Below are 21,235 nucleotides of genomic sequence, written 5' to 3'. Positions count from 1 at the left end.
GTCAGATGAAAACGATCGGATATTATCGATTACGAAACAAAAATAAAGTAGAAGGTTTTGCGAAGGAGATTGATGGAGTAACCTATTTTAAAGGTTATAATGAATTTTCTTGGCACGAAAATGCTTTGCAATTTGATACCATAGATATTGGAATAGATATATTGGATAAACGAAATCGACGATTATTTACCAATGATATTGTGTTATATAAAGTTTCTAAAAAGCCATTTTTACGTACAGGTTTTGTCGTTTACGAACCAAAACTGAAAGAATTTGGAATCGTAGATCAACAAAGTTTTCATTTTACACCTTTCTATGTTGAAGGTTTGTGTTTGTTCGATCATGATAAACTCGAAGTGATTTCTCATTTATTTACGAAGAAAGAAAAGACTAAATAACTTATTCGGATAGATTTTTGATAATAGATTTTAAAAATCTATTATAATGAAAAAAATAATCACGCCTTTATTATTTTGTTCAGCAGTTTTGCTTTCTATTCAAATGATGAGTTGCACGAAGAATACTGAACCTAAAACTGAATCTGCGAAAGTTAATTCAAATTCTGAAATTGAATCAAACAAAAAAATCGTTCTTGATTTTTACCAACAAATGTTTGGTGATAAGGATTTAACGGCGGTTGATAAATATATTGCTCCAGAATATATTCAGCACAATCCTAATGTAGCAGATGGTTCTGAAGCATTCAAAAAAGCTGCAGAAGGGTGGTTCAAAGGAGCTCCAAAAACCAAAATTGATGTACAACATATTGCAGCAGAAGGAGATTTGGTTTTCTTGCATATCAAAAATATAAATCCAGATGGTTCGCTAAAATCAACAATTGATATTTTTAGACTAAAAGATGGTAAAATTGTTGAACATTGGGATGTGCATCAAGATGTTCCGAAAGAATCTGCCAATCCACATCCAATGTTCTAAATGACGCTTAAAAGATAAATAAATCTCCCAAAAGGGAGATTTTTAGTTTATATAATATTGTCAATTATTTGAAAATTATCATTTTATGATAAATGTTCTCTTATTTTTTAGATTAAAAAGCTTCCCTTAGTTTTGCAAAAAAAATTAGTTTGTCTTTTCGATTTCGAGTCCATTTATCCAATAAATCCATTTATGTTATAGCGCTTATTGTAAGTGTTATTGCTGTGTTTGCTCTTGTTATATTGAGTTTTTTGATTAATAAAGAAAGTCAAAAAAATAATGATGAGTTTGTCAAAAAAAGTTTTTTGAGGAAATATGAAGCAGTTGAATTTGAGTTTAAAAACATCGAAGAATATCAAGAAGTTTTAAAAAAAGTTGTTAAAAAGACAAATGAAAAAAATGTAGCAGATCATTTTTTGGTTTTGAATGAATTAAATTCAAATCGAAAGTTAATTCGCCATGATTGGTTTTCTATTCATTCTCCAGAAACAAATTATTTTCCTGATGAATCAATCCTTTCAAAAGCTATCAATCAACCAAATATTAAAGAATTTCAATCGATATATACTACAAAAAATCAACAGATTGATAATTTTTTATTGGATTATAAAGACACGTTGTATTGGGTAAATTACGATTCTATTAAGTTGTCTGATGGACAAAATATGTATTACGGTTCGACGATTAATCTGTTTGATTTGTATAATTTTTTTACGACAGTTGATGCAACTTCGTCCAATTATATGTATGTTTTCAATAAAGATGGAATTTGTATTACGCATCCTGATGAAAAATTTATTGGGAAAAATGTTTTCAATTTTACAGATATTCAGCCAAACGATACGATAACGAGCACAATTAATTCTAATTTTTCACAAGATTTATATACGTTGAATGATGCTTCGTCCGAGTTTATAAAAGATACGGATATTAAGCGTTTTATAAAACCTTTACACACCAAAAATTTTGATGGATATATTGTCGTGAATCATTTGAGTTATATCATTGATGAAAATGTAGAACGAACTAAATTTTATATAGGTTTTATTTTCTTAGGGACTGTTTTTTTAATTATAATTATCTTTTTGTTATTCAATAAAATAACATCTAAAACATACAAGGAAAAAGCGTTTGTAATCGAAGAAAAAAATAGGTTGTTAATTGAAAACGAAAAGATTAAAAACGCGAATACTCTAACGCAATTACAACAATTAAAGAATCAAATTAATCCACATTTTTTATTCAATTCCTTGAATTCTCTTTATATGTTAATTGGTTTGAACAAAGAGAATGCGCAGAAATTCACGATGAATCTTTCTAAAATTTACCGATATCTTATTGTTCCGCCAAAGGAAAATGTTGTTTTGGTACAAAGAGAATTGGATTTTATTGCGCAATACATGGATTTACATAAAAGTAGATTTTCGGAAGAATTGATTTTTGATTTACAAATCGAAGATTCTAAATGTTTAGAAAAAAACATTCCCTATTTAGCATTACAGATTGTTGTAGAAAACGCAATAAAACATAATATTGCTACAATTGATCAACCTTTGACTATAAATATTGTTGTAAAATCTGATTTGATTATCGTCAAAAATATTTTTCAGAAAAAAAATAAAGCAACAGAAAATGAGAAATTTGGTTTAAACTATTTACAAAAAATCTATCATTTTTATCAAGTTGATAATTTCTCAACAAAAGTAGAAAATGAAGATTTTATTTGTTTTTTACCTTATATCGAACCAAAATATCCATTCACTCCAAAAAACTAACCACTCACTCCAAAAAACTATTATTATAAGAAAACTGCGCTTAAGTTTATGCCATAATTAATGATAATTTAATGTTCGAATGAGTCATAATAAGGAAAGAAAGAATTATAAATTAGCACTATATCTTGGTTTGGCAATGTCTTCGGCTGTTGTTTACGGACAAAAAAAAGAGGATAAAAAAGCTGAAAAAGATAAAACAGAGAAAAAGGATTCTACTGTAACGAAAGTTAAAAAAATAGATGAATTAATCAAGAAAGGAAGCTACAAGAAAGGTTTGTTTAATACCATTCAAGTAAAAACTGATATCTATTTCGAGATTCCAGATAGTTTATTTGGACGTCAATTTTTGGTGGTGAATAAATTGTCCCAAGTTCCGATGGAAGTGAATGAAGCGGGCTTGAATAAAGGAATGAATTACGAAAACAAAGTAATTTCTTTTTATCATGATAAAGTGGCTAAAAAAGTGTGGGTTAAAACAATTGTCCCACAAGTTTCTTCGCCTAAAAATGACGCAATTACAGCTTCTGTAAAAGATAATTTTTCAGAATCGATTATTGAGGTTTTTGATATAGAAGCTCAAAACAACGATTCGACAGCAGTTGCGATTAAAGTGAACAAAATTTTTGATGGAAATCAAAAAAGTTTTAATGATGTATTAACGAACATAGGTTTAGGAGGTTCGGTAAAGGCAAATCTATCATATGTGGAAAATGTGAAAACGTTTCCAGAGAACATTGTGGTTAAGTCTCAGTTAACGACAAGTGTAAATGAAGGAGGGGTAGATTTGGCTGTTACCTTGGGTGTTACAAGTAATATTGTTTTACTTTCGACGACTCCTATGCAACCTAGGTTAGCAGATAATCGTGTAGGATATTTCACAGAAAAACATTGGTTTTTTAATGATGCTCAACACAAAATGGAAGATCAACGCTTTATTACAAAATGGCGTTTTGAACCAAAAGATGAGGATAAAGAAAAATATCTAAAAGGTGAATTAGTAGAACCTAAAAAACCAATTATTTATTATATCGATCCTTCAACACCAAAACAATGGCGTCAAAAAATTATTGCAGGTGTACACGATTGGCAAGTTGCTTTTGAACAAGCTGGTTTCAAAAATGCAATTATTGCAAAAGAACCAACTGCTNNTGACGATGTACGTTATTCGGTAATTACGTATGCAGCTTCTCCAAAATCGAATGCAATGGGACCTTCTGTTGTTGATCCGCGTAGTGGTGAAATTTTAGAAGCTGATATTATTTGGTGGCACAATGTAATGACTTCTTTGCATGATTGGATGCGTATTCAAACTGGTCCAATTGATCCAAAAGCAAGAGGAAATAAATTTAGTGACGAACATATGGGAGAAGCAATTCGATTTGTATCATCTCACGAAGTTGGTCATACATTTGGTCTGAAACATAATATGGGCGCTTCTTTTTCTTATCCAGTAGAATCTTTACGTTCGAAAGAATTTACGGATAAAATGGGTGGAACTGCGCCATCTATTATGGATTATGCGCGTTACAATTATGTAGCACAGCCAGAAGATGGTGTTACAGCGATTACTCCAAAAATCGGTTTGTATGATAAATATGCAATCGAGTGGGGATATCGTTGGTTCCCGAATCAAGAAACAGAGAAAGCTTTGCTTCGTAAAATGATTGAAAAGCACGAAGATGATCCAATGTACTTCTATGGAGAACAACAAAGCTATTTAAGTACAATTGATCCGCGTTCTCAATCTGAAGATTTAGGTGATGATGCTATTTTGGCAAGTGAATATGGTATGAAAAATCTAAAACGTGTCTCAGAAAATATTTTGAAATGGACGTATGAAGATGGAAAAAGCTATATCAATACAGGGAAATTATATTACCAAACTATCGGACAATGGGATTTATATTCTAATCATGTTTTAGCAAATATTGGTGGAATTTATTTGAATAATACATATTTCGGAATTGATAAAAAAGCATACGAACCGGTTCCTGCAGATATGCAACGTAAAGCGGTTAATTATTTAAACGAAAACGTAATTCAATTACCAAAATGGTTATTCTTTAATGATATTTTAGATAAAACGTATGCAATCAAAAATTCGCCAATGGGACCATATGAGCAAACGCCGTACACATTAGCGAGAGAAATGCAATATGGATTGATTTATAATTTATTTACCGACGATCGTTTATTGCGCATGTTAGAAAATGAATTGAAACACCAAGAATTAAATTCAAAAGAAAAAATATATACAGTTGAAAATTTATTTGATCAAGTAAGAAGTGCAGCTTTTGATAAAAAATCAAACTTAACAATTCTTGAAAAAATGACTCAAAAAAATTATGTTGATGCATTGATTGTTTCGACAAACAAATTATTTGAGAAAACAACTGTTGCGGGACTTACAATTGACCAAAACCTACAAGTACCAACTATCTGTAATTATTTAGACGAAGAAAAAATGGCGCGTAACATTAACTATTCTTCTATGAAAAGAGTGTCGGAAGTGACAACTTATAAAAGAGCAGAATTACAACGCGTGTTGACTTTGTTAAACAAGAAAAAGAATAATGGAGATGCGTCTACAAAAGCGCATTATGCTGATTTAATCATCCGTATTAAAGAAGCTTTAAAGTAAGATATAGAAATGAAAAAGACACTCATTCTTTTGCCACTTTTTGCGGCAAGTATTGCGTTTTCTCAAGAAAAGAGAGTGATTACAGGTTCGGTTCAAGACGAAAAATCGTTGGTTGGAATTGCTGGTGCGTCTGTTAAAATTGAAGCTCAATCAATTTCGACAAAAACAGATCAAAAAGGAATTATAGAAAGTGTAACGGTTGGTACTGTTACAGATGAAGATGGTTTCTTTTCATTAGAGGTTCCAGCTGGTACAAAATCTGTATTGATTAGTTATTTAGGTTATGATTCTAAATTAGTTGAACTTTCTACCGATTTAGCAACATATCATGTGAGCTTAAAATCAACTTCAGGTGAAGTTCTTCCAGAAAATAATGATCTGAAAGAAGTTGTTGTTACAGGTTATCAAAAAATCGAAAAACGTAAACTAACATCGGCAGTATCAACTGTAAAAATGGATGATATTCAACAAGCTGGTGTTGCTAGTGTTGATCAATTGTTAAGCGGACAAATTGCTGGTGTAGCTGTTTCTACAGAAACTGGTTCGCCTGGTTCTCCTAGTAAAATTAGAATTCGTGGAACAGCTTCTCTTTCTGGCCCTCAAGATCCGTTATGGGTAATTGATGGTTTGCCATTAGAAGGAAATGATGTGCCAAACTTTAGCGATAAAGATAACATCGATCAATTACAAAACTTTTCTATCGCTGGATTAAATCCAAACGATATCGAAGATATTACAATCCTTAAAGATGCTGCTGCAACGGCTATTTATGGAGCAAGAGCTGCAAATGGTGTAATTTCTATTACAACAAAACGTGGTAAAAAAGGCGCTATGACGGTTAATTTTTCTGCGAATACATTTGTAACGGCTCGTCCTGATTTTTGTCGTTTTAATTNNCGTCCTGATTTTGGTCGTTTAAATTTATTAAATGCTTCACAGAAAGTTGATCTTGAATTAATGCTTGCTAGTCGAGATGATTTAACGTATCGTACTGATAAAGGCGAAGTCATGCGAATTTTACAAAAGAATGGTCAATTAAATGCTTTACGAAATGGAGGATTTAATTCTTTAGATCTTATCACGCAAAATCAAATTAATTCTTTACGAAATAATACAACCGATTGGGGGAAATTATTGTATCGTAATGCAATTAATACACAATATGGTTTGAGTATATCTGGAGGAAATGATCGTTCTGATTATTACTTCTCATTAGGATATTATGATGAGCAAGGAACTACGATCGGAACTGGTTTTGAACGTTATAATCTTACTTTAAAAAACAATTATAAACTTAACGATAAATTAGATGTAGGGATTTCTATTTTTGCAACTTCAAGTGATAAAAAATCTTTTGTAACAGATGCAGATGCGTCTATCAATCCAATTAATTATTCACGAAATGCGAATCCATATTTATCTCCATTTAATGCAGATGGTTCTTATCGTTATGACAACGATATTGATGGATTTGAAGATCGTTCTGTTCCTTTCAATTTTATCGAAGAAAGAGAAAATACAAATTATACATTAAAAAACCGTTCGTTAAAAGGTATTATTGATCTTAATTATCAATTAGCAAAAGGTTTAAAATTAACATCTCAATTCGGAATTCAGTACGATAGTAACAAAACAGAAAAATACGCAGAACAAGAAACTTATTTTACGCGTAAAATGAAAGAAGGAACGCGTTATTATAAATCTGGACAATATTTGTATTTCTTACCAGACGGAGGAGTTAAACAAAATTGGGACAACGAATTTTTTCAATATAACTGGAAGCTTCAAGGTACATATAGTACAACGATTAACAATCGTCACGAAATTGACTTGATGGCTGGAACAGAAATTCGTCATACTCAAAACGAAACGACTTTAACGCGTGCTTTTGGTTACAATAAAATAACTAAAACAGGAACGCCAATCGTTTTCCCAAATTCAAGTTCTGCAGCTGACAAACGTTACGAAACGTACAGAGAAATGCCTACGGATGAGAATGCTTATGTATCTACATTTGCAACAGCTTCGTATACATTAGACAGAAAATATACAGTTTTTGGTAGTGTTCGTTATGATGGTACAAATTTATTCGGAGTTAATAAAAAATATAAATACTTACCAATTTGGGCAGTTTCTGCTTCTTGGTTAGTTTCGAAAGAATCGTTTATGGAGAATGTTGATTTTATTTCGAATCTTCGTTTACGCGCTTCTTATGGTTTACAAGGAAATATTGATCGTAATACTTCTCCTTTCTTTATTGGAGAATATAACGATGCAACAATTTTGCCAGGTAATAAAGAAGATATTATCAATGCGATTAATTTACCGAATGATTTGTTGCGTTGGGAAAAAACAACGAATACAAATGTTGGATTAGATTTAGGTCTTTTCAAAAATCGTATCAACCTTGCCGTTGATGTTTACAATCGTAAAGGAACAGATATGATTAGTATGCGCGAAACGCCATTAGAAACAGGTTTTGAGTATACAATGGTGAACTGGGGAGAGTTGACAAACAAAGGTTTTGAGATTGCTTTAACAACACGCAACATTGATAAGAAAAACTTTAAATGGTCGACAACAATTAATTTTGCGCACAATAAGAGTAAAGTTCTTAAAGAGCAAGAACGTGAAAATAGTTTAATTCCATCTCGCGAAGGTTTACCTGTAAATGCAATTTTTGCTTTAAAAACAGCTGGATTTGATGAATACGGAAATCCAATGTTTTGGAAAGGAGATGAAAAAGTATCAGCAAAAGAATTCTTTGCTTTATATGATTTATACGAAGATTTTTTACCAGGAGAATTTGTTGATTCCAAATTAACAAGCGAAGAAAAACGTAAATTATTTACATACATCGGAGATCGCGATCCTAAATTTACAGGAGGTATTATCAATAATTTCAAAATTCACAATTTTGATTTAACGATTTCTGCAGCGTTCAATTTAAAACAAACGGTGATGAAAACGCCTTCTTATCGTGGAATGGAATTGGATCCGGGTCGTAATTATACGCAAGATATTTTCGAGGCAGGTTCTACACTTCCAGGAATTACAAGTCCAATTAAAGGCGATAACGATAGCTGGATGGCGAACAAATGGTTTGCAGGAAACAATGCAAATGCGTACAATTTATTAGACATTTGGGCGAAAGAAATTAGTTATATGCGAATCAGTAGCATTCGTCTTGGTTATACTTTACCAAACAAATATGCTGAGGTTGTCGGTTTCAAAAGTGCTCGTTTTAGCTTAGAAGGACGTAATTTATTTGTATTTAGTAATGGATACAAAGGTTATTTTGATCCAGAAACTTATGGAAATATTTATGCACAACCAATTGCAAAATCTGTAACAATAGGACTTAATGTTTCTTTCTAAATTTTAAATCAAATGAAAAAAATATTTTTATTATTAAGCATAGTTGCAGTTAGCTTTACAGCAGTTAGTTGTGATAATTATTTGGATATTGAACCAGATGGAAAAGTAATTCCAAAAACGGTAGAAGATTATCGAATGGTATTAACAAATGCTTATTCAAAATATCCAACACACAAGTCGTTGACAGCTTTACGCACGGATGAGGTTACATTGAATGAATATTCGAATGACTTTATTTCTTACCGTGAAATTGCACAATGGAAGGATACAAATCCAGATCAGATCTCAATTCAATTTCCTTGGGTTAGTTTTTATACAGTGATTTTTTATGCCAATCAAATCATCAATGAAGGACCAAAAACAATGGAAAATTCTGCTGAAAAAGATCAATTATTAGCAGAAGCTTATGCGTTACGTGCTTATGCGTATTTTGATTTGGTGAATTTATACGGAAAACCATATAATTCGGCAACAGCAAGTACAGACAAAGGTGTTCCTTTAAATTTAAAAGTAGATTTAGAAGCAACGCTTAAACCTTCATCTGTTCAAGAAGTTTATAATCATATTGAGTCTGATTTAGCGCAAGCAACAAAGTTGATGAAAATGGATCAGCAATTAGCTGGATTAAATTATAGATTCTCAAATGCAGCTTTAAATGCTTTAGAAGCAAGAATCGCTTTGTATAAAAATGAATGGCAAAAAGCAATTGATTTTTCTGATTCAACACTAAAAATCAAAGGTGATTTAGTGAATTTGAACACAACAAAACAAGTTCCAAATCACTACACATCTGCCGAATCTATTTTAGCTTTAGACAATACATTAAATCCCGCTGTGCAATATATGGCGTATGTCTCGCCAGAATTATTAAACAGTTATGATACTCAAAATGATTTACGTTTTCCGCTTTATTTTGAGAAAAGTGGATCAAAATATAAAGTGATTAAAGGTGGAAGTTCAGAGTTCAAAACATCTTTCCGTGTAGCTGAATTATATTTTATCAAAGCTGAATCATATTTGAAATTAAACAAGATAGATCAAGCAAAAGCAACTTTGTTTTCGGTTTTACAAAATCGTTATACAACAACTGGTTTTGCAAAATTACAAACTGAAATTTCTGCGATGAATTCTACTGAATTGATGAAGTTTATTTTAGATGAACGTTTCAGAGAATTTGCATTGGAAGGACAGCGTTGGTATGATTTACGTCGAGCAAATCAAAAACAAATTATACATCAAATTTCAGGTAAAGAGTATATTTTACAAGAAAATGATGTTCGTTATACAATAGAAATTCCACAAGCAGCTAAGCTCAATAATCCTCATTTATAACATTTTTAGACCGTCTTTATTCATCATTTAGACGGTTTTTTTATACTTTTGCATTCATGAAAATTGCAATTGTAGAGGACGAATTATTGGCGGTTACTTATCTAAAAAATCTGTTAGAGAAGCAATCGATTGTTGCTATTTCTTCGATTACAATTTTGCGTTCAACAAAGCAAGCAACGGAGTTTTTTAGAGAAAATTCGGTTGATTTAATCTTCATGGATATTCATTTGGGTGATGGTAAAAGTTTTGAGATTTTTCAGGAAGTTGAGATTCTAACGCCAATTATTTTTATCACTGCTTATGATGAATATGCGATGAAAGTATTCAAACATTTTACAATTGATTATATTCTGAAACCCTTTGAAGTAGAGGAATTACATATTGCATTGCAAAAATTTAAAACAATTCGTACAAGTTTTGATATTTCGCCAACATTACAATCTATTGCTGTTTTAGAAAATTCTCCGTCCGAGATTATGCATCGTTTTTTGGTAACTAACGGAAACAAATTACGTTCGGTAGAAGAACACGAGATTGCTTATTTTTTTGCTTCGGGAAAACATCTTTTTATAAAAACGAAAGATGATCAAACCTATATTTATGATGACACAATAAAGGATATTATAAATAAATTGGATGAGACTATTTTCTTCAAAATCAATCGAAAGTTTATTGTTCACATTGATGCAATTACTGAAATAATAAAACATTCAAGTCAAAAAATTGAAATTCATCTTCAACCAAAATCAGAAACTGAACAAGCTATTTTTATCAGCAAAACGCAGATTAATAGTTGGATGGATTGGATGAATAGATAAAAAAAATCTCACAAATGTGAGATTTTAATTAACTTATGATTTTACTTTTTATTAAAATTGTCATTTCGAGTGAAATTCTGTAAGAATTTTGTATCGAGAAAAAGATTTTAAAATATTAGTTTATAAATTTTCCAACATCAAGATAATTTCACTTTCGATGCGTTGCATCATTTCAGGCGAAATTTCGATTTGATGTTTTACATTTTCGATAGTATTGTACGTCAATTCTCCCGTTTTCAAATTCAAATTATATTCAATTTGTCCTTCCCAAGAATTACTCGATTCGTAAAATGAAACCATTTCAAAAGGTAATCTTGGCAAAAGTTCACCAAAATGTTCTTCTAATTTGATTCGATTTTCTTGATTAATTGTTAGTTTTTCCATGATTTAATAATCATTGCATTAGCAGAAGTTTCGTAGAAAATAATCGCTAATAATTGTAAAAATTCAGCATGATTTAGCTTTCCAGCAACCACTTCATCAATATCTGCCTCGTAATATTCTTCAATTGTTTTATTCATCAAGGCTTTAAAATTCTCCAACGGAATATTTTGATCTTTCAATTCATTTAATAAATAATTATCCGAAGCTAAAAAGTCTGCACGAGTTCCGAAAATTGGAGATTTACGAATATTTAATGCATTATGAAAAGTTTGCGAAATCAAAACGCCACGTTCCAATTCTTCAAATTCCCAACCTTTACGAACTCTCCTCGGATTATTTTCATAAAAAATATGGTTGTGAAAAGCGTGAATATGTTTCGCAATATCCGTATTGGTATGTAAATAAAGGAACTGCAAAATCGAACTAAACAAATGGTTTGCGTTCAGATTTGATGGATAATATGTGTACAATAATGGATAATGAAACAATGTTGTGTACAACGGTGAAAAACTATCAATAATATTTAAATTCAATACATTTATTCCTTCAAAATCTACTTTCTGATTCGTTTGATAATAATTAATTCCAGCCAAATAAATGTCCTCATAGCTCAATTCAAACTGATTAAGATACGCTCCAATCTGTTTGAAAAAAGAAGTATTTAAATTATGATTTGTAACTAATTTATATTGTTTATTTTCAAATTCTTTAATAAAATCTAATTTAAACTCAGACTTTAAATTATCATTGATAACTTTATCGAAATCAAATGCTTTCTTTCTAATTATATTAACATAAATTTCGTTGTATGTATAAATAATTTGCTTGATTGGTGCTGTGTCTAAAGCTTCAAAAGGATTGATGTCAGCATTTGGCGTAGCATACAATGTAAACAAACGACGAAATTCTTGCTGAATCTTTTCTTCTTCCGCAAACATATTCATCAACTGATTGGTGTTCGCAGCAATAATACTTTCACCTAAAAAAAATAAAATACCAGCTTTCAAATCTTCATCAAAACCACATCTTTCAAGGGTTTGATCAAAATAAGTTTTGAATGGATTTTCAGGATTTTGGCTCATATCGAATAATTTTATTTTATCATTTAAAAAAGTAAAAGTATTGATTTTTTGAAGATTTAAAACGAAAAAACCTCTGTAAAACAGAGGTTTTTAAAATTTATTTTAGTGAATTCGTTTAACTTGTTAAAATTCAACCATTGAAGGATTCAATCCAGAAAAACCATCTGCAGGCATTTCATCAATCGTTTTTACATCTTCTGCGCTCAATTTGAAATTATTTGAAGTTAAATTTGCTTCAATATTTTTTTCTGAAGAGGAGCGAGGAAGCGGTAAAATTTCTTTCGCCAAACAATAATTAATACAAATTTGACCAACCGAAACATTGTATTTATCCGCCAAAGAAACAATTAATTCGTTCTCCAAAATTCTTCCTGAACCAAGTGGACTCCATGCTTCAACCAATAAATTGTGTTGTTTACAAAAATCTACCAATTCTGGTTGTGAATGCCCAGGATGAATCTCAATTTGATTAACCATAGGTTTGATTTCAGCCGTTTCAAATAAAGCTTCCAAATGATTGATATTGAAATTACTTACACCAATTGACTTTGCTTTTCCAGATTTGTAAATTTCCTCGAAAGCTCGCCAAGTTCCAGCATTCAATTCTGCCCAAGTATCAGGAAATTGCGTTTCATTTGCAGGCCAATGAATCAAATATAAATCCAAATAATCAGTCTGTAAATCTGTTAAAGTTTGCTCAAATGCAGCCATTGCTTTTTCGTAACCACGCTCAGTATTCCAACATTTAGACGTTATAAATAATTTGCTACGATCTACATTTTCAGCTTTCAGAACTGCGCCAATTTCTTTTTCATTTTTGTAGATTGCTGCTGTGTCAATATGAGTATATCCTTTTTCTAGCGCTATTTTTAGAGGTTCTGTAACTTTTTCACCTTCTAATAACCATGTTCCAAATCCGATTGCAGGAATTTCGATTCCATTTGATAGTTTAAAGTTTTCCATTTTTTCAATATTTATGTATTCAAATTTATCTTAAAACAACCAATTTCAATAATTAGTAGACGTTAATTCTTATGTTAAAACTCATTTATAGAAATCTTAAATTTAATTGTTTGTTAATAAAATAGTTCTATATTTATTCTCGAAATGTGAATGGAAAAAATATAAAAAAATGACACAATTTACAGGTACGATTGAGGATTTTATGAATACGCATGAAGAATTTATTAATGCTTTGATTCTGAAAAAAATCAATCAACAAGTTGTATTAGATAAGAAAGAAGAGAAAGAAATTCAGCAAAATGAATTTATTCAACAAAAATTAGATGATTTAAAAGAATATCTAACAGATTTGTTCGAAAATGAATTTGGTGATTGGGAAATTACAATGGATTTAGAATCTTTTGAACAAGAATTTGATAAGCATTTTCAAATTTCGAAGCAAGAATTAGAAGATAATGTGCTGTTGAAGTAGATGTTATGGAAGAAAAACAGATTTTATATATAGATTTCGCGACTTTGAGACAATCGTATATAGAAGTCAAAAAATTTCTAGAAAAAGCATCTTATGAAAAGGTTGATAATTCTAATATCCTAATTGAACAAGATTTAGGGTTTTGTGGTGATGACACTTATTTTTTAATTGAAGAGTTTGTTGAGAAATATAATTTGGATTTTTCTAAATTTAATTTTTCAGAACATTTTTTGTCAGAAGGAGAATCAGCGAATGGATTCCAAGTTCTATTCAATATGGTTTTACTTCCGTTATATTTTCTGTTTTGGTTGGTCAAAGAATTTACTTTTGATTTGATTAACTTAAATAAATATTTGATTAAGATTGTGAAATTATTTTCAATTAATCAAAGAGAAACTCTTGATATGAGTTTTGGAGATTTGTTAACTTCTTATCTTAATAAAAAATATACGTTAAGAAGTAATGTAAAATTCGTTTTACATTACTGATAGTATCTAGATTAAAAATTTTTAATGTTCACAACATTTAAACCTACTAAAGAAGTTTTAAAAAAGTATATTGATTATTATTATGTTGATATTAAACATGATAATACATTAACTATATACGATTGCTTTCCTCATTATAACAATACGATTTCAGTTTATAAATCGCATCAATATATAAAGGGGAATTCTGTTTACAAACAAAATGGAATTCCTCTTCAAATTTTTACTCCATTAAGATCAGATGTTTTACAGATTCAACAAATTGGTTCTGTTGAACGTTTTGTAATTGTTTTTAAACCTTTTGGAATTAATCAATTTCTGACTAATATAGATTTTTCAAGTATTATAGATGATTTAAACTTTTTTGATGAAGAAGAGTGTAATCATTTGTTTAATCATATAAAATCTGAGGAATTTGTTTCGATAATTGAGTCTATTTTATTGAACAAAATGAATAGAATTGAAAATGTAATTATAGAAAATTCAATAGATTATATTTTCAAACATTATGATGATTTTACAGTTAATCAACTTGCTGAATATTTAGGTTTTAGTCGAAAACATATCAATAGGGTTTTCAAAGAAAATATTGGAGTTTCTATTAAAAACTTTCATGAAATCGTTTTATTTAGAAAAACAGTTGAAGAGAAATTATTACATAATCCTGATGAAACATTTACGTCGATTGCGCATAAATTAAATTTTACGGATCAATCTCATTTTAATCGGTTGTATAAAAAATTTGTTTCTGAATCGCCGAATCAATTTTATAAAAATGGTGAATTAATAGGAGAGGAAGATACTTTTTGGAGATTTTATAAAGATTAAAATGTCCCAATTTTACAAGTTTATTAGGGTTGTTGATGGTATTTTTATACAAAATTCAACCCATGAAAAATTATATCTTTATACTTATCGCATTATTATCCATACAAGTTTTTAGCCAAGAAACATATTCTAGTTTAATTTCAAAAGCTGAAAAGCTAATTGAAGAAGACAAAAAGGAATTAGCTTTAGATTATTATACAAAAGCATTTAATCTACATAAAGATAGTATCACTAATTTTGATTTATATGATGCGGCTGAACTTTCTAACAAAATTGGTCAATCAAACCAATCATTTTATTTTTTAGAAAAGTTAATTCAAAGAAATCCAAAACTATATCCAGGTTGGTATTTTATTTTGGATAAAGATTCGAAAGTTAAATTCAAAAATCTATTAAACGATAAACGTTGGCAGAATTTAGAAGAAACTTCAAATAAAATATCTAAAAGATTTTATGATAGTATTCAATTGACAAATGATGAATTTTTTAGAACTAAGAAATTAACAAATTTAGAGATTAATGATAAGAAAGAACTTTATAAAAGTTTGAGAAATTCTTCATCATATTTACCGAAAAAAAAACAAAATTATTCTATTTTCTTTTCAATTAATGATACTTTAAAGTCATCATATTTTGTTCATTTACCTAAAAATTATAATCCGGAGAAAAAATATCCTATGCTTATTTTTCTTCATGGAGCTGTATTTTTCAGTGAATTTGAAAAATTTTCTACTGATGAAGATTTGAAAGGTTGGAATAGATTTTATACTAAATATGCGGATCAGCACGATGTTATTTTAGTTTTTCCTAAAGCTGATAAACGTTATAATTGGATGACAGAAAAAGGATTTTATATGGTTCCAGAAATTGTTCGTCAAATAAAATCTACGATTAATGTCGATGATAATAAAGTCTTTTTGACGGGACATTCTAATGGAGCAACAGGTTCGTTTAATTATTTAGTAAAACAACCAACTTATTTTGCAGGTTTTTATGGCTTTAATACGCAGCCAATTGTACGAACAGGAGGCACATTTATTCAAAATGCATTGAATCATTCTTATATAAATTTTTCAACAGATTTGGATTATTATTTTCCACCACAAGCTAATGATGATTTAACTGCATTGATGCAATCATTAAATATTGATTATAAAGATTATCGATACAATGGTTATCCACATTGGTTTCCAGAATTTAATGGTTCAGAGCCCGCGTTTAAAATATTGTTTGATGATTTATTGGATAGAAAAAGAAATCCTTTTCCGAATAAATTAATTTGGGAAACTGATGATGTAAAATACGGAAAAATTGATTGGATAGAAATCACAAAATTAGATACTATTTCATCTAAAAAAGAGTGGCAAAAAAACTATAATTTCAAAATAACAAAATGGTTAGAATATGATGATAATGACAGTTTGCAAGTAAAAGATGTGGACAAAATGGCTTTTAATTTTCCTCGTAAATCAGGTCAAATCAAAGCAAATTATTCAAAAAATAGATTCGATATTGAAACATCTTCTATAAAATCATTTCGATTATATATTTCTCCTGAAATGATTAATCTGAACAAAAAATTAAAAGTCTATGCCAATAATGAATTGATTTACAATCAAAAAGTAGATTGCAATCCATCTTTTATGCAAGAAAATTTCAATAAAAATATGGACAAAGTACAACTTTGGATTAATTACATTGATTTTGAATTATAACCCTAAACCCTCATAAAATCTTCTTCTAACAAGTCTTCTAAAGGACTTTGCATCAAAGATTGTGGTAAATTTCGGAAAGCAAAATTTCGGAGATTCATTAAGAATTTATTGTCAACTTGAGCAACTTTCCCAGCCAAACGAGAAGTGTCAATAATATAATGTGTACGTTTCAAACGGCGTAAATTGTAATGCTCAAAAGCTAACAAAACATCAGTATCTTTTTTGATTAATTCATCATACAAAACACAAACATCTTCCACCGCCATACATGCGCCTTGTCCCATGTTTGGTGTGGTTGCATGTGCTGCATCTCCAATTAACAATACACGATTAAATGCATAATTATTAATCGGTTTTATGTCCATAATTGGCGTAGCAATTATACTTTCTGGATTTGTTTTTTGTAAAGTATTTCTGATTTGTCCCGAATAATCTTTGAATTGATTTTTAATATCACTCAACGTATAGTTGTAAACTTCAGAATTTAGTTTTGTATTGACACAAGCATACCAATAAATTTGATGATTGATAAGAGGTGTCAATCCAAAACGACCATTTGGGCCCCATGTTTCGATACTCTTTTTTGAATTGTAAGATTTATCCTCTACAATAGCACGCCAACAAATATAACCCGCATAACGAGGCGTCGACTGTTTTAACAATTGTTGACGAATTATAGAATTTATTCCATCAGCACCAATCAAATAATCGCCTTCGGTAGAAGTTCCATCTTCAAAATAAAGGACAACTTTTTCAAAACTTTGTTCAAAGAATTTTATTTTTTTTGACGTTTTAATTTTATTCGAATCAATTTTTGAAACTAAATAATGATGTAAATCTGCGCGATGAATGGCAAAATTTTCGTTGTTGTAGTTTTTTCTCAATCGTTCGGTATCGGCTTTTAAAATTGTTTTTTCTTTCCAATCTTGAATTTCAAAATCTTCTAGCATATGTCCCAAAGGCGCAACTTCTTCCGCTAAACCAAGAATTTCAAATGCTTTCATTGCATTAGAGGCCAAACCAAAACCAGTACCAATTCCACGAACTTCTGGCGAAGCCTCGAAAATTTCGTAGTCATAATTTAAATCTTGCAAAGCTTTTGCTAAAGTTAAACCTGCAATTCCTGCACCAGCGATTAAGAATTTTTTACTCATTGATAAAAATAAAGTTCAAAATTAATCATTCTACTATAAACCAAAAAGAAAAGCGAATCAATTTGATTCGCTTTTCAGAAGTTATTTTGTCGAAAATTATTGTTCGTTAAAATATTTGTAGAAATATGGAATAGTTTCGATTCCTTTATAGAAATTGAATAAACCATAATGTTCGTTAGGAGAGTGGATAACGTCAGAGTTTAACCCAAATCCCATTAAAACAGATTTTGTTCCTAATTCTTCTTCGAATAAAGCAACAATTGGAATAGATCCTCCAGCTCTTTCAGCTAACGCTTCTTTCTCAAAAGTTTCAGCTAATGCTTTTTTAGCAGCGATAAAACCTGGGTGATTTGTTGGTAAAATATAAGGTTTACCTCCGTGATGTGGCTTTACTTTAACTTCTACTGAAGATGGCGCTAATGTTGGGAAATAATCTGCAAATTGTTTTGTTACAACCTCAGGGTCTTGTCCTGGAACCAAACGCATTGAAATTTTAGCATAAGCATGAGAAGGAATAACTGTTTTAGCACCTTCGCCAATGTATCCTCCCCAAATTCCGTTTACATCTAAAGTAGGACGAATAGACGCTCTCTCGATTGTAGAAAAACCTTCTTCTCCTTGAATATCAGCAATACCGATAGATTTTTTGTATTCTTCAACATCAAATGGAATTTTAGCTAAATCAGCTCTTTCATCTTCAGTTAATTCAAGAATTGGCTCGTAAAAACCTGGAATTGTAATGTGACCTTTTTCATTGATTAATTTTCCAATCATTGTTGCTAAAACATTAATCGGATTTGGAACAGCTCCACCATAAACACCAGAGTGCATATCGCGATTAGCTCCTTTTACCTCAACTTCTACATAAGATAAACCACGTAAACCAACTGAAATAGAAGGTTGTTCGTTTGAAATCATAGAAGTATCAGAAATCAAAATCACATCATTTTTTAATTTCTCTTTATTGTTTTTAACGAAATTTACTAATGAAGGAGAACCAACTTCTTCTTCACCTTCGATCATAAATTTAACGTTACAAGGTAATTCGTTTGATTTGTTTAAAGCCTCAAAAGCTTTAACGTGCATAAACATTTGACCTTTATCATCAGCAGAACCACGAGCGAAAATTGCTCCGTCAGGATGAATTTCTGTCTTTTTGATTACTGGCTCGTATGGTCCAGATTCCCATAATTCTAAAGGATCAGCTGGTTGTACATCGTAATGTCCGTAAACTAAAACAGTTGGTTTTGAAGCGTCAACTATTTTTTCTCCGTAAACAACAGGAAAACCTTCTGTTTCGCATACTTCAACATTATCAGCACCTGCTTCTTTTAAATATTTTGCAACCATTTCGGCAGCATCATTTACGTCTTGTGTGTAGGCTGGATCAGCACTAACTGAAGGAATTTTAAGTAATTCGATTAATTCATCAAGAAAACGTTGTTTATTCTCTTGTATAAATTGTTGCGTATTGTTCATCTTTGTTTGTTATGAATAATAGGTAAATTTAAAAATAAAATCTTGATTAGACTTTCTTTTTCAAGAAAAATATAATGCGAAAACCTTTGTATCTTTGCAAAAAATTAGAGAATGATATTATATAATACAACTTTTATTGTTGAACAAGAGGTGCATGACGATTGGTTTGAGTGGATTCAGAAAGAGCATATTAATGATTATTTGAAATCAAATTGTTTTATTGGCGCTCGTTTAGGAAAAATAACTTCTCATGTAGAACCAGGAGCGGTTTCTTATTCTTTACAATTATTTGTGAATGATGAATTGACTTTAGATAAATTCAAGAATAATTTTTTATCAGAAATCAAGCAAAAAAGTTTGCAAAAATATGCGACAAAAGTGCTAAGTTTCGAAAGTGAAATGGAACATATTGGAGATTATAATTAAACAAAAAAATGCAGTAGTTTTCTACTGCATTTTTTGTTTATGATTAACCTTCGAAGCTTCTTACAGCGTCTAATGTTTTATTGATTTCTGTATCTTTAATCGCATCAGAAATAAACCAAGTTTCGTATCCAGAAGGAGCAATATAAACTTCGTTTGTCAACAAATGATGGAAAAATTTATTGAATCTTTCGTGGTTACATTTTTTTACATCTGTAAAGTTTTTGATTTCTGTTTGTTCAGTAAAGAACACAGACATCATCGATCCTAAACGATTGATATGATTTGGAATTCCTTTTTCTGTAAAGATTTTAGAAATTTCATTATCCAAAGTTTCTGTAGCGTTATCAATACGATTAAATAATTCTCTATCATTATTAATAATATTCAAAGTTGTGATACCCGCACGCATCGCAATTGGATTCCCAGATAATGTTCCCGCTTGATAAACAGGACCAAGAGGAGCAAGGTGATTCATGATTTCGCGACGAGCAGCAAAAGCTCCAACAGGGAAACCTCCACCAATTACTTTACCAAATGTTACGATATCCGCATTGATGTTTAAACGTTCTTGCGAACCTCCCATTGCTTGACGGAAACCTGTCATTACCTCATCAAAAATTAATAAAGCACCGTTCGCATCACAGATTTGTCTCAAACCTTCTAAGAATCCTTTTTCTGGAACAATACATCCCATGTTTCCTGCAATTGGCTCAACAATAATAGCTGCAATTTCGTCTTTATTTTGTTCGAATAAAGCTTTTACATCTTCCAAATTATTGTATTCTGCCAACAACGTATCTTTCGCTGTTCCTTGCGTTACACCTGGAGAATTTGGATTTCCAAAAGTTGCAGCACCAGAACCAGCTTTAATCAAAAATGAATCAGAATGTCCGTGGTAACAACCTTCAAATTTTACAATTTTATCACGATTTGTATAACCTCTTGCCAAACGAATTGCCGACATACATGCTTCTGTACCAGAGTTCACCATACGAACCATGTCAATATTTGGAACAACAGACGTGATTAATTTCGCAATTTCAGTTTCCAATTCAGTTGGTGTACCAAAAGAAAAACCATTTTTCATTTGTTCAACAGTCGCATTCAAAACTCGCGGATCTGTATGTCCAATAATCATTGGTCCCCAAGAATTGATGTAATCCACATAAGCACGTCCATCTTCATCATAAATATAAGCACCTTCGGCTTTTTTGATAAAAATCGGCGTTCCTCCAACAGATTTGAATGCACGAACAGGAGAATTTACACCTCCCGGAATATATTCTTGCGCGTCTTTGAATAATGCGCTACTTCTTTGATACAACATAATTTTCTAAAAATAGTTGCACAAATTTACTGAATCT

Annotated in this window: 18 protein-coding genes; 12 read left to right on the top strand and 6 right to left on the bottom strand. The window is 30.6% G+C overall.

The genetic code is table 11. The features are described 5' to 3' along the window. The first annotated feature begins 5 nt into the window (after nt 1–5). From B4H69_RS13775 to B4H69_RS13745, 7 genes are all read left to right on the top strand, one after another. Nucleotides 6–398: a hypothetical protein gene (locus B4H69_RS13775; protein WP_038335734.1), complete on the top strand. Its 393-nt coding sequence runs from the start codon at nt 6–8 to the stop codon at nt 396–398. Between the two features lie 46 nt (nt 399–444). Continuing rightward, nucleotides 445–936 carry a nuclear transport factor 2 family protein gene (locus B4H69_RS13770; protein ID WP_180904437.1) on the top strand — a complete coding sequence of 164 codons (492 nt, stop codon included), beginning with the start codon at nt 445–447 and terminating at the stop codon, nt 934–936. 305 nt (nt 937–1,241) lie between these two features. Next, nucleotides 1,242–2,711 carry a histidine kinase gene (locus B4H69_RS13765; protein ID WP_291094470.1) on the top strand — a complete coding sequence of 490 codons (1,470 nt, stop codon included), beginning with the start codon at nt 1,242–1,244 and terminating at the stop codon, nt 2,709–2,711. Nucleotides 2,712–2,847: 136 nt separating this feature from the next. Beyond that, a complete protein-coding gene (locus B4H69_RS13760; protein ID WP_291094510.1) occupies nt 2,848–5,352 on the top strand; it encodes a zinc-dependent metalloprotease in 2,505 nt (834 codons plus the stop codon). Nucleotides 5,353–5,361: 9 nt separating this feature from the next. Further along, nucleotides 5,362–8,730, top strand: coding sequence for a SusC/RagA family TonB-linked outer membrane protein (locus tag B4H69_RS13755; RefSeq protein ID WP_291094468.1), 3,369 nt, complete (start codon nt 5,362–5,364; stop codon nt 8,728–8,730). Nucleotides 8,731–8,742: 12 nt separating this feature from the next. After that, a complete protein-coding gene (locus tag B4H69_RS13750; protein WP_280035633.1) occupies nt 8,743–10,062 on the top strand; it encodes a RagB/SusD family nutrient uptake outer membrane protein in 1,320 nt (439 codons plus the stop codon). Nucleotides 10,063–10,118: 56 nt separating this feature from the next. After that, nucleotides 10,119–10,880 carry a LytR/AlgR family response regulator transcription factor gene (locus tag B4H69_RS13745; protein WP_291094466.1) on the top strand — a complete coding sequence of 254 codons (762 nt, stop codon included), beginning with the start codon at nt 10,119–10,121 and terminating at the stop codon, nt 10,878–10,880. A gap of 120 nt (nt 10,881–11,000) precedes the next feature. On the opposite strand, the gene B4H69_RS13740 is transcribed toward B4H69_RS13745, so the two are convergent. The 3 genes from B4H69_RS13740 to B4H69_RS13730 form a co-directional block, all read right to left on the bottom strand. Next, nucleotides 11,001–11,264, bottom strand: a complete 264-nt coding sequence (locus B4H69_RS13740) for a hypothetical protein (protein WP_180904431.1) — start codon at nt 11,262–11,264, stop codon at nt 11,001–11,003. Then, a complete protein-coding gene (locus B4H69_RS13735; protein WP_180904430.1) occupies nt 11,252–12,346 on the bottom strand; it encodes a hypothetical protein in 1,095 nt (364 codons plus the stop codon). The genes B4H69_RS13740 and B4H69_RS13735 overlap by 13 nt, the downstream gene beginning before the upstream one ends. A gap of 123 nt (nt 12,347–12,469) precedes the next feature. Then, nucleotides 12,470–13,309, bottom strand: a complete 840-nt coding sequence (locus B4H69_RS13730; RefSeq protein ID WP_180904429.1) for an aldo/keto reductase — start codon at nt 13,307–13,309, stop codon at nt 12,470–12,472. A gap of 169 nt (nt 13,310–13,478) precedes the next feature. Between B4H69_RS13730 and B4H69_RS13725 the strand changes: the two genes are divergently transcribed. The 4 genes from B4H69_RS13725 (at nt 13,479) to B4H69_RS13710 (ending at nt 16,812) form a co-directional block, all read left to right on the top strand. Then, complete coding sequence (locus B4H69_RS13725; RefSeq protein WP_038334436.1) at nt 13,479–13,781, top strand: hypothetical protein; 303 nt, start codon at nt 13,479–13,481, stop codon at nt 13,779–13,781. Nucleotides 13,782–13,786: 5 nt separating this feature from the next. Next, nucleotides 13,787–14,269 (top strand): hypothetical protein, encoded by a 483-nt coding sequence (locus B4H69_RS13720; RefSeq protein WP_180904428.1) that lies wholly within the window; start codon nt 13,787–13,789, stop codon nt 14,267–14,269. A gap of 24 nt (nt 14,270–14,293) precedes the next feature. Next, entirely contained in the window at nt 14,294–15,097 is an 804-nt protein-coding gene (locus B4H69_RS13715) for a helix-turn-helix domain-containing protein (RefSeq protein WP_180904427.1), read from the top strand. A 62-nt stretch (nt 15,098–15,159) separates the two neighbouring features. Then, entirely contained in the window at nt 15,160–16,812 is a 1,653-nt protein-coding gene (locus tag B4H69_RS13710) for an alpha/beta hydrolase-fold protein (RefSeq protein WP_291094461.1), read from the top strand. Nucleotides 16,813–16,814: 2 nt separating this feature from the next. On the opposite strand, the gene B4H69_RS13705 is transcribed toward B4H69_RS13710, so the two are convergent. Continuing rightward, the gene (locus tag B4H69_RS13705; protein WP_291094459.1) at nt 16,815–17,966 is read right to left on the bottom strand and encodes an FAD-dependent monooxygenase; all 1,152 of its coding nucleotides are present in this window, start codon (nt 17,964–17,966) and stop codon (nt 16,815–16,817) included. 96 nt (nt 17,967–18,062) lie between these two features. Continuing rightward, a complete protein-coding gene (locus B4H69_RS13700; protein ID WP_038334410.1) occupies nt 18,063–19,445 on the bottom strand; it encodes a dipeptidase in 1,383 nt (460 codons plus the stop codon). 111 nt (nt 19,446–19,556) lie between these two features. Here B4H69_RS13700 and B4H69_RS13695 point away from each other — a divergent pair, with 111 nt between their 5' ends. After that, complete coding sequence (locus B4H69_RS13695) at nt 19,557–19,871, top strand: DUF4286 family protein (protein WP_180904424.1); 315 nt, start codon at nt 19,557–19,559, stop codon at nt 19,869–19,871. A 43-nt stretch (nt 19,872–19,914) separates the two neighbouring features. On the opposite strand, the gene hemL is transcribed toward B4H69_RS13695, so the two are convergent. Beyond that, complete coding sequence (gene hemL / locus B4H69_RS13690) at nt 19,915–21,198, bottom strand: glutamate-1-semialdehyde 2,1-aminomutase (RefSeq protein ID WP_180904423.1); 1,284 nt, start codon at nt 21,196–21,198, stop codon at nt 19,915–19,917. Nucleotides 21,199–21,235: the final 37 nt, after the last annotated feature.

This window comes from Empedobacter sp. UBA6745, assembly GCF_002453775.1.
In the GTDB taxonomy this organism is placed as follows: Bacteria; Bacteroidota; Bacteroidia; order Flavobacteriales; family Weeksellaceae; genus Empedobacter; species Empedobacter falsenii_C.
This window is presented reverse-complemented; position numbering and strand designations above follow the sequence as displayed.

Coding starts and splice junctions, on each gene's coding strand:
- B4H69_RS13775 (WP_038335734.1), top strand. CDS start 6: ATGAAAACGATCGGATATTATCGATTACGAAACAAAAATAAAGTAGAA.
- B4H69_RS13770 (WP_180904437.1), top strand. CDS start 445: ATGAAAAAAATAATCACGCCTTTATTATTTTGTTCAGCAGTTTTGCTT.
- B4H69_RS13750 (WP_280035633.1), top strand. CDS start 8,743: ATGAAAAAAATATTTTTATTATTAAGCATAGTTGCAGTTAGCTTTACA.
- B4H69_RS13745 (WP_291094466.1), top strand. CDS start 10,119: ATGAAAATTGCAATTGTAGAGGACGAATTATTGGCGGTTACTTATCTA.
- B4H69_RS13740 (WP_180904431.1), bottom strand. CDS start 11,264: ATGGAAAAACTAACAATTAATCAAGAAAATCGAATCAAATTAGAAGAA.
- B4H69_RS13735 (WP_180904430.1), bottom strand. CDS start 12,346: ATGAGCCAAAATCCTGAAAATCCATTCAAAACTTATTTTGATCAAACC.
- B4H69_RS13730 (WP_180904429.1), bottom strand. CDS start 13,309: ATGGAAAACTTTAAACTATCAAATGGAATCGAAATTCCTGCAATCGGA.
- B4H69_RS13725 (WP_038334436.1), top strand. CDS start 13,479: ATGACACAATTTACAGGTACGATTGAGGATTTTATGAATACGCATGAA.
- B4H69_RS13720 (WP_180904428.1), top strand. CDS start 13,787: ATGGAAGAAAAACAGATTTTATATATAGATTTCGCGACTTTGAGACAA.
- B4H69_RS13715 (WP_180904427.1), top strand. CDS start 14,294: ATGTTCACAACATTTAAACCTACTAAAGAAGTTTTAAAAAAGTATATT.
- B4H69_RS13710 (WP_291094461.1), top strand. CDS start 15,160: ATGAAAAATTATATCTTTATACTTATCGCATTATTATCCATACAAGTT.
- B4H69_RS13705 (WP_291094459.1), bottom strand. CDS start 17,966: ATGAGTAAAAAATTCTTAATCGCTGGTGCAGGAATTGCAGGTTTAACT.
- B4H69_RS13700 (WP_038334410.1), bottom strand. CDS start 19,445: ATGAACAATACGCAACAATTTATACAAGAGAATAAACAACGTTTTCTT.
- B4H69_RS13695 (WP_180904424.1), top strand. CDS start 19,557: ATGATATTATATAATACAACTTTTATTGTTGAACAAGAGGTGCATGAC.
- hemL (WP_180904423.1), bottom strand. CDS start 21,198: ATGTTGTATCAAAGAAGTAGCGCATTATTCAAAGACGCGCAAGAATAT.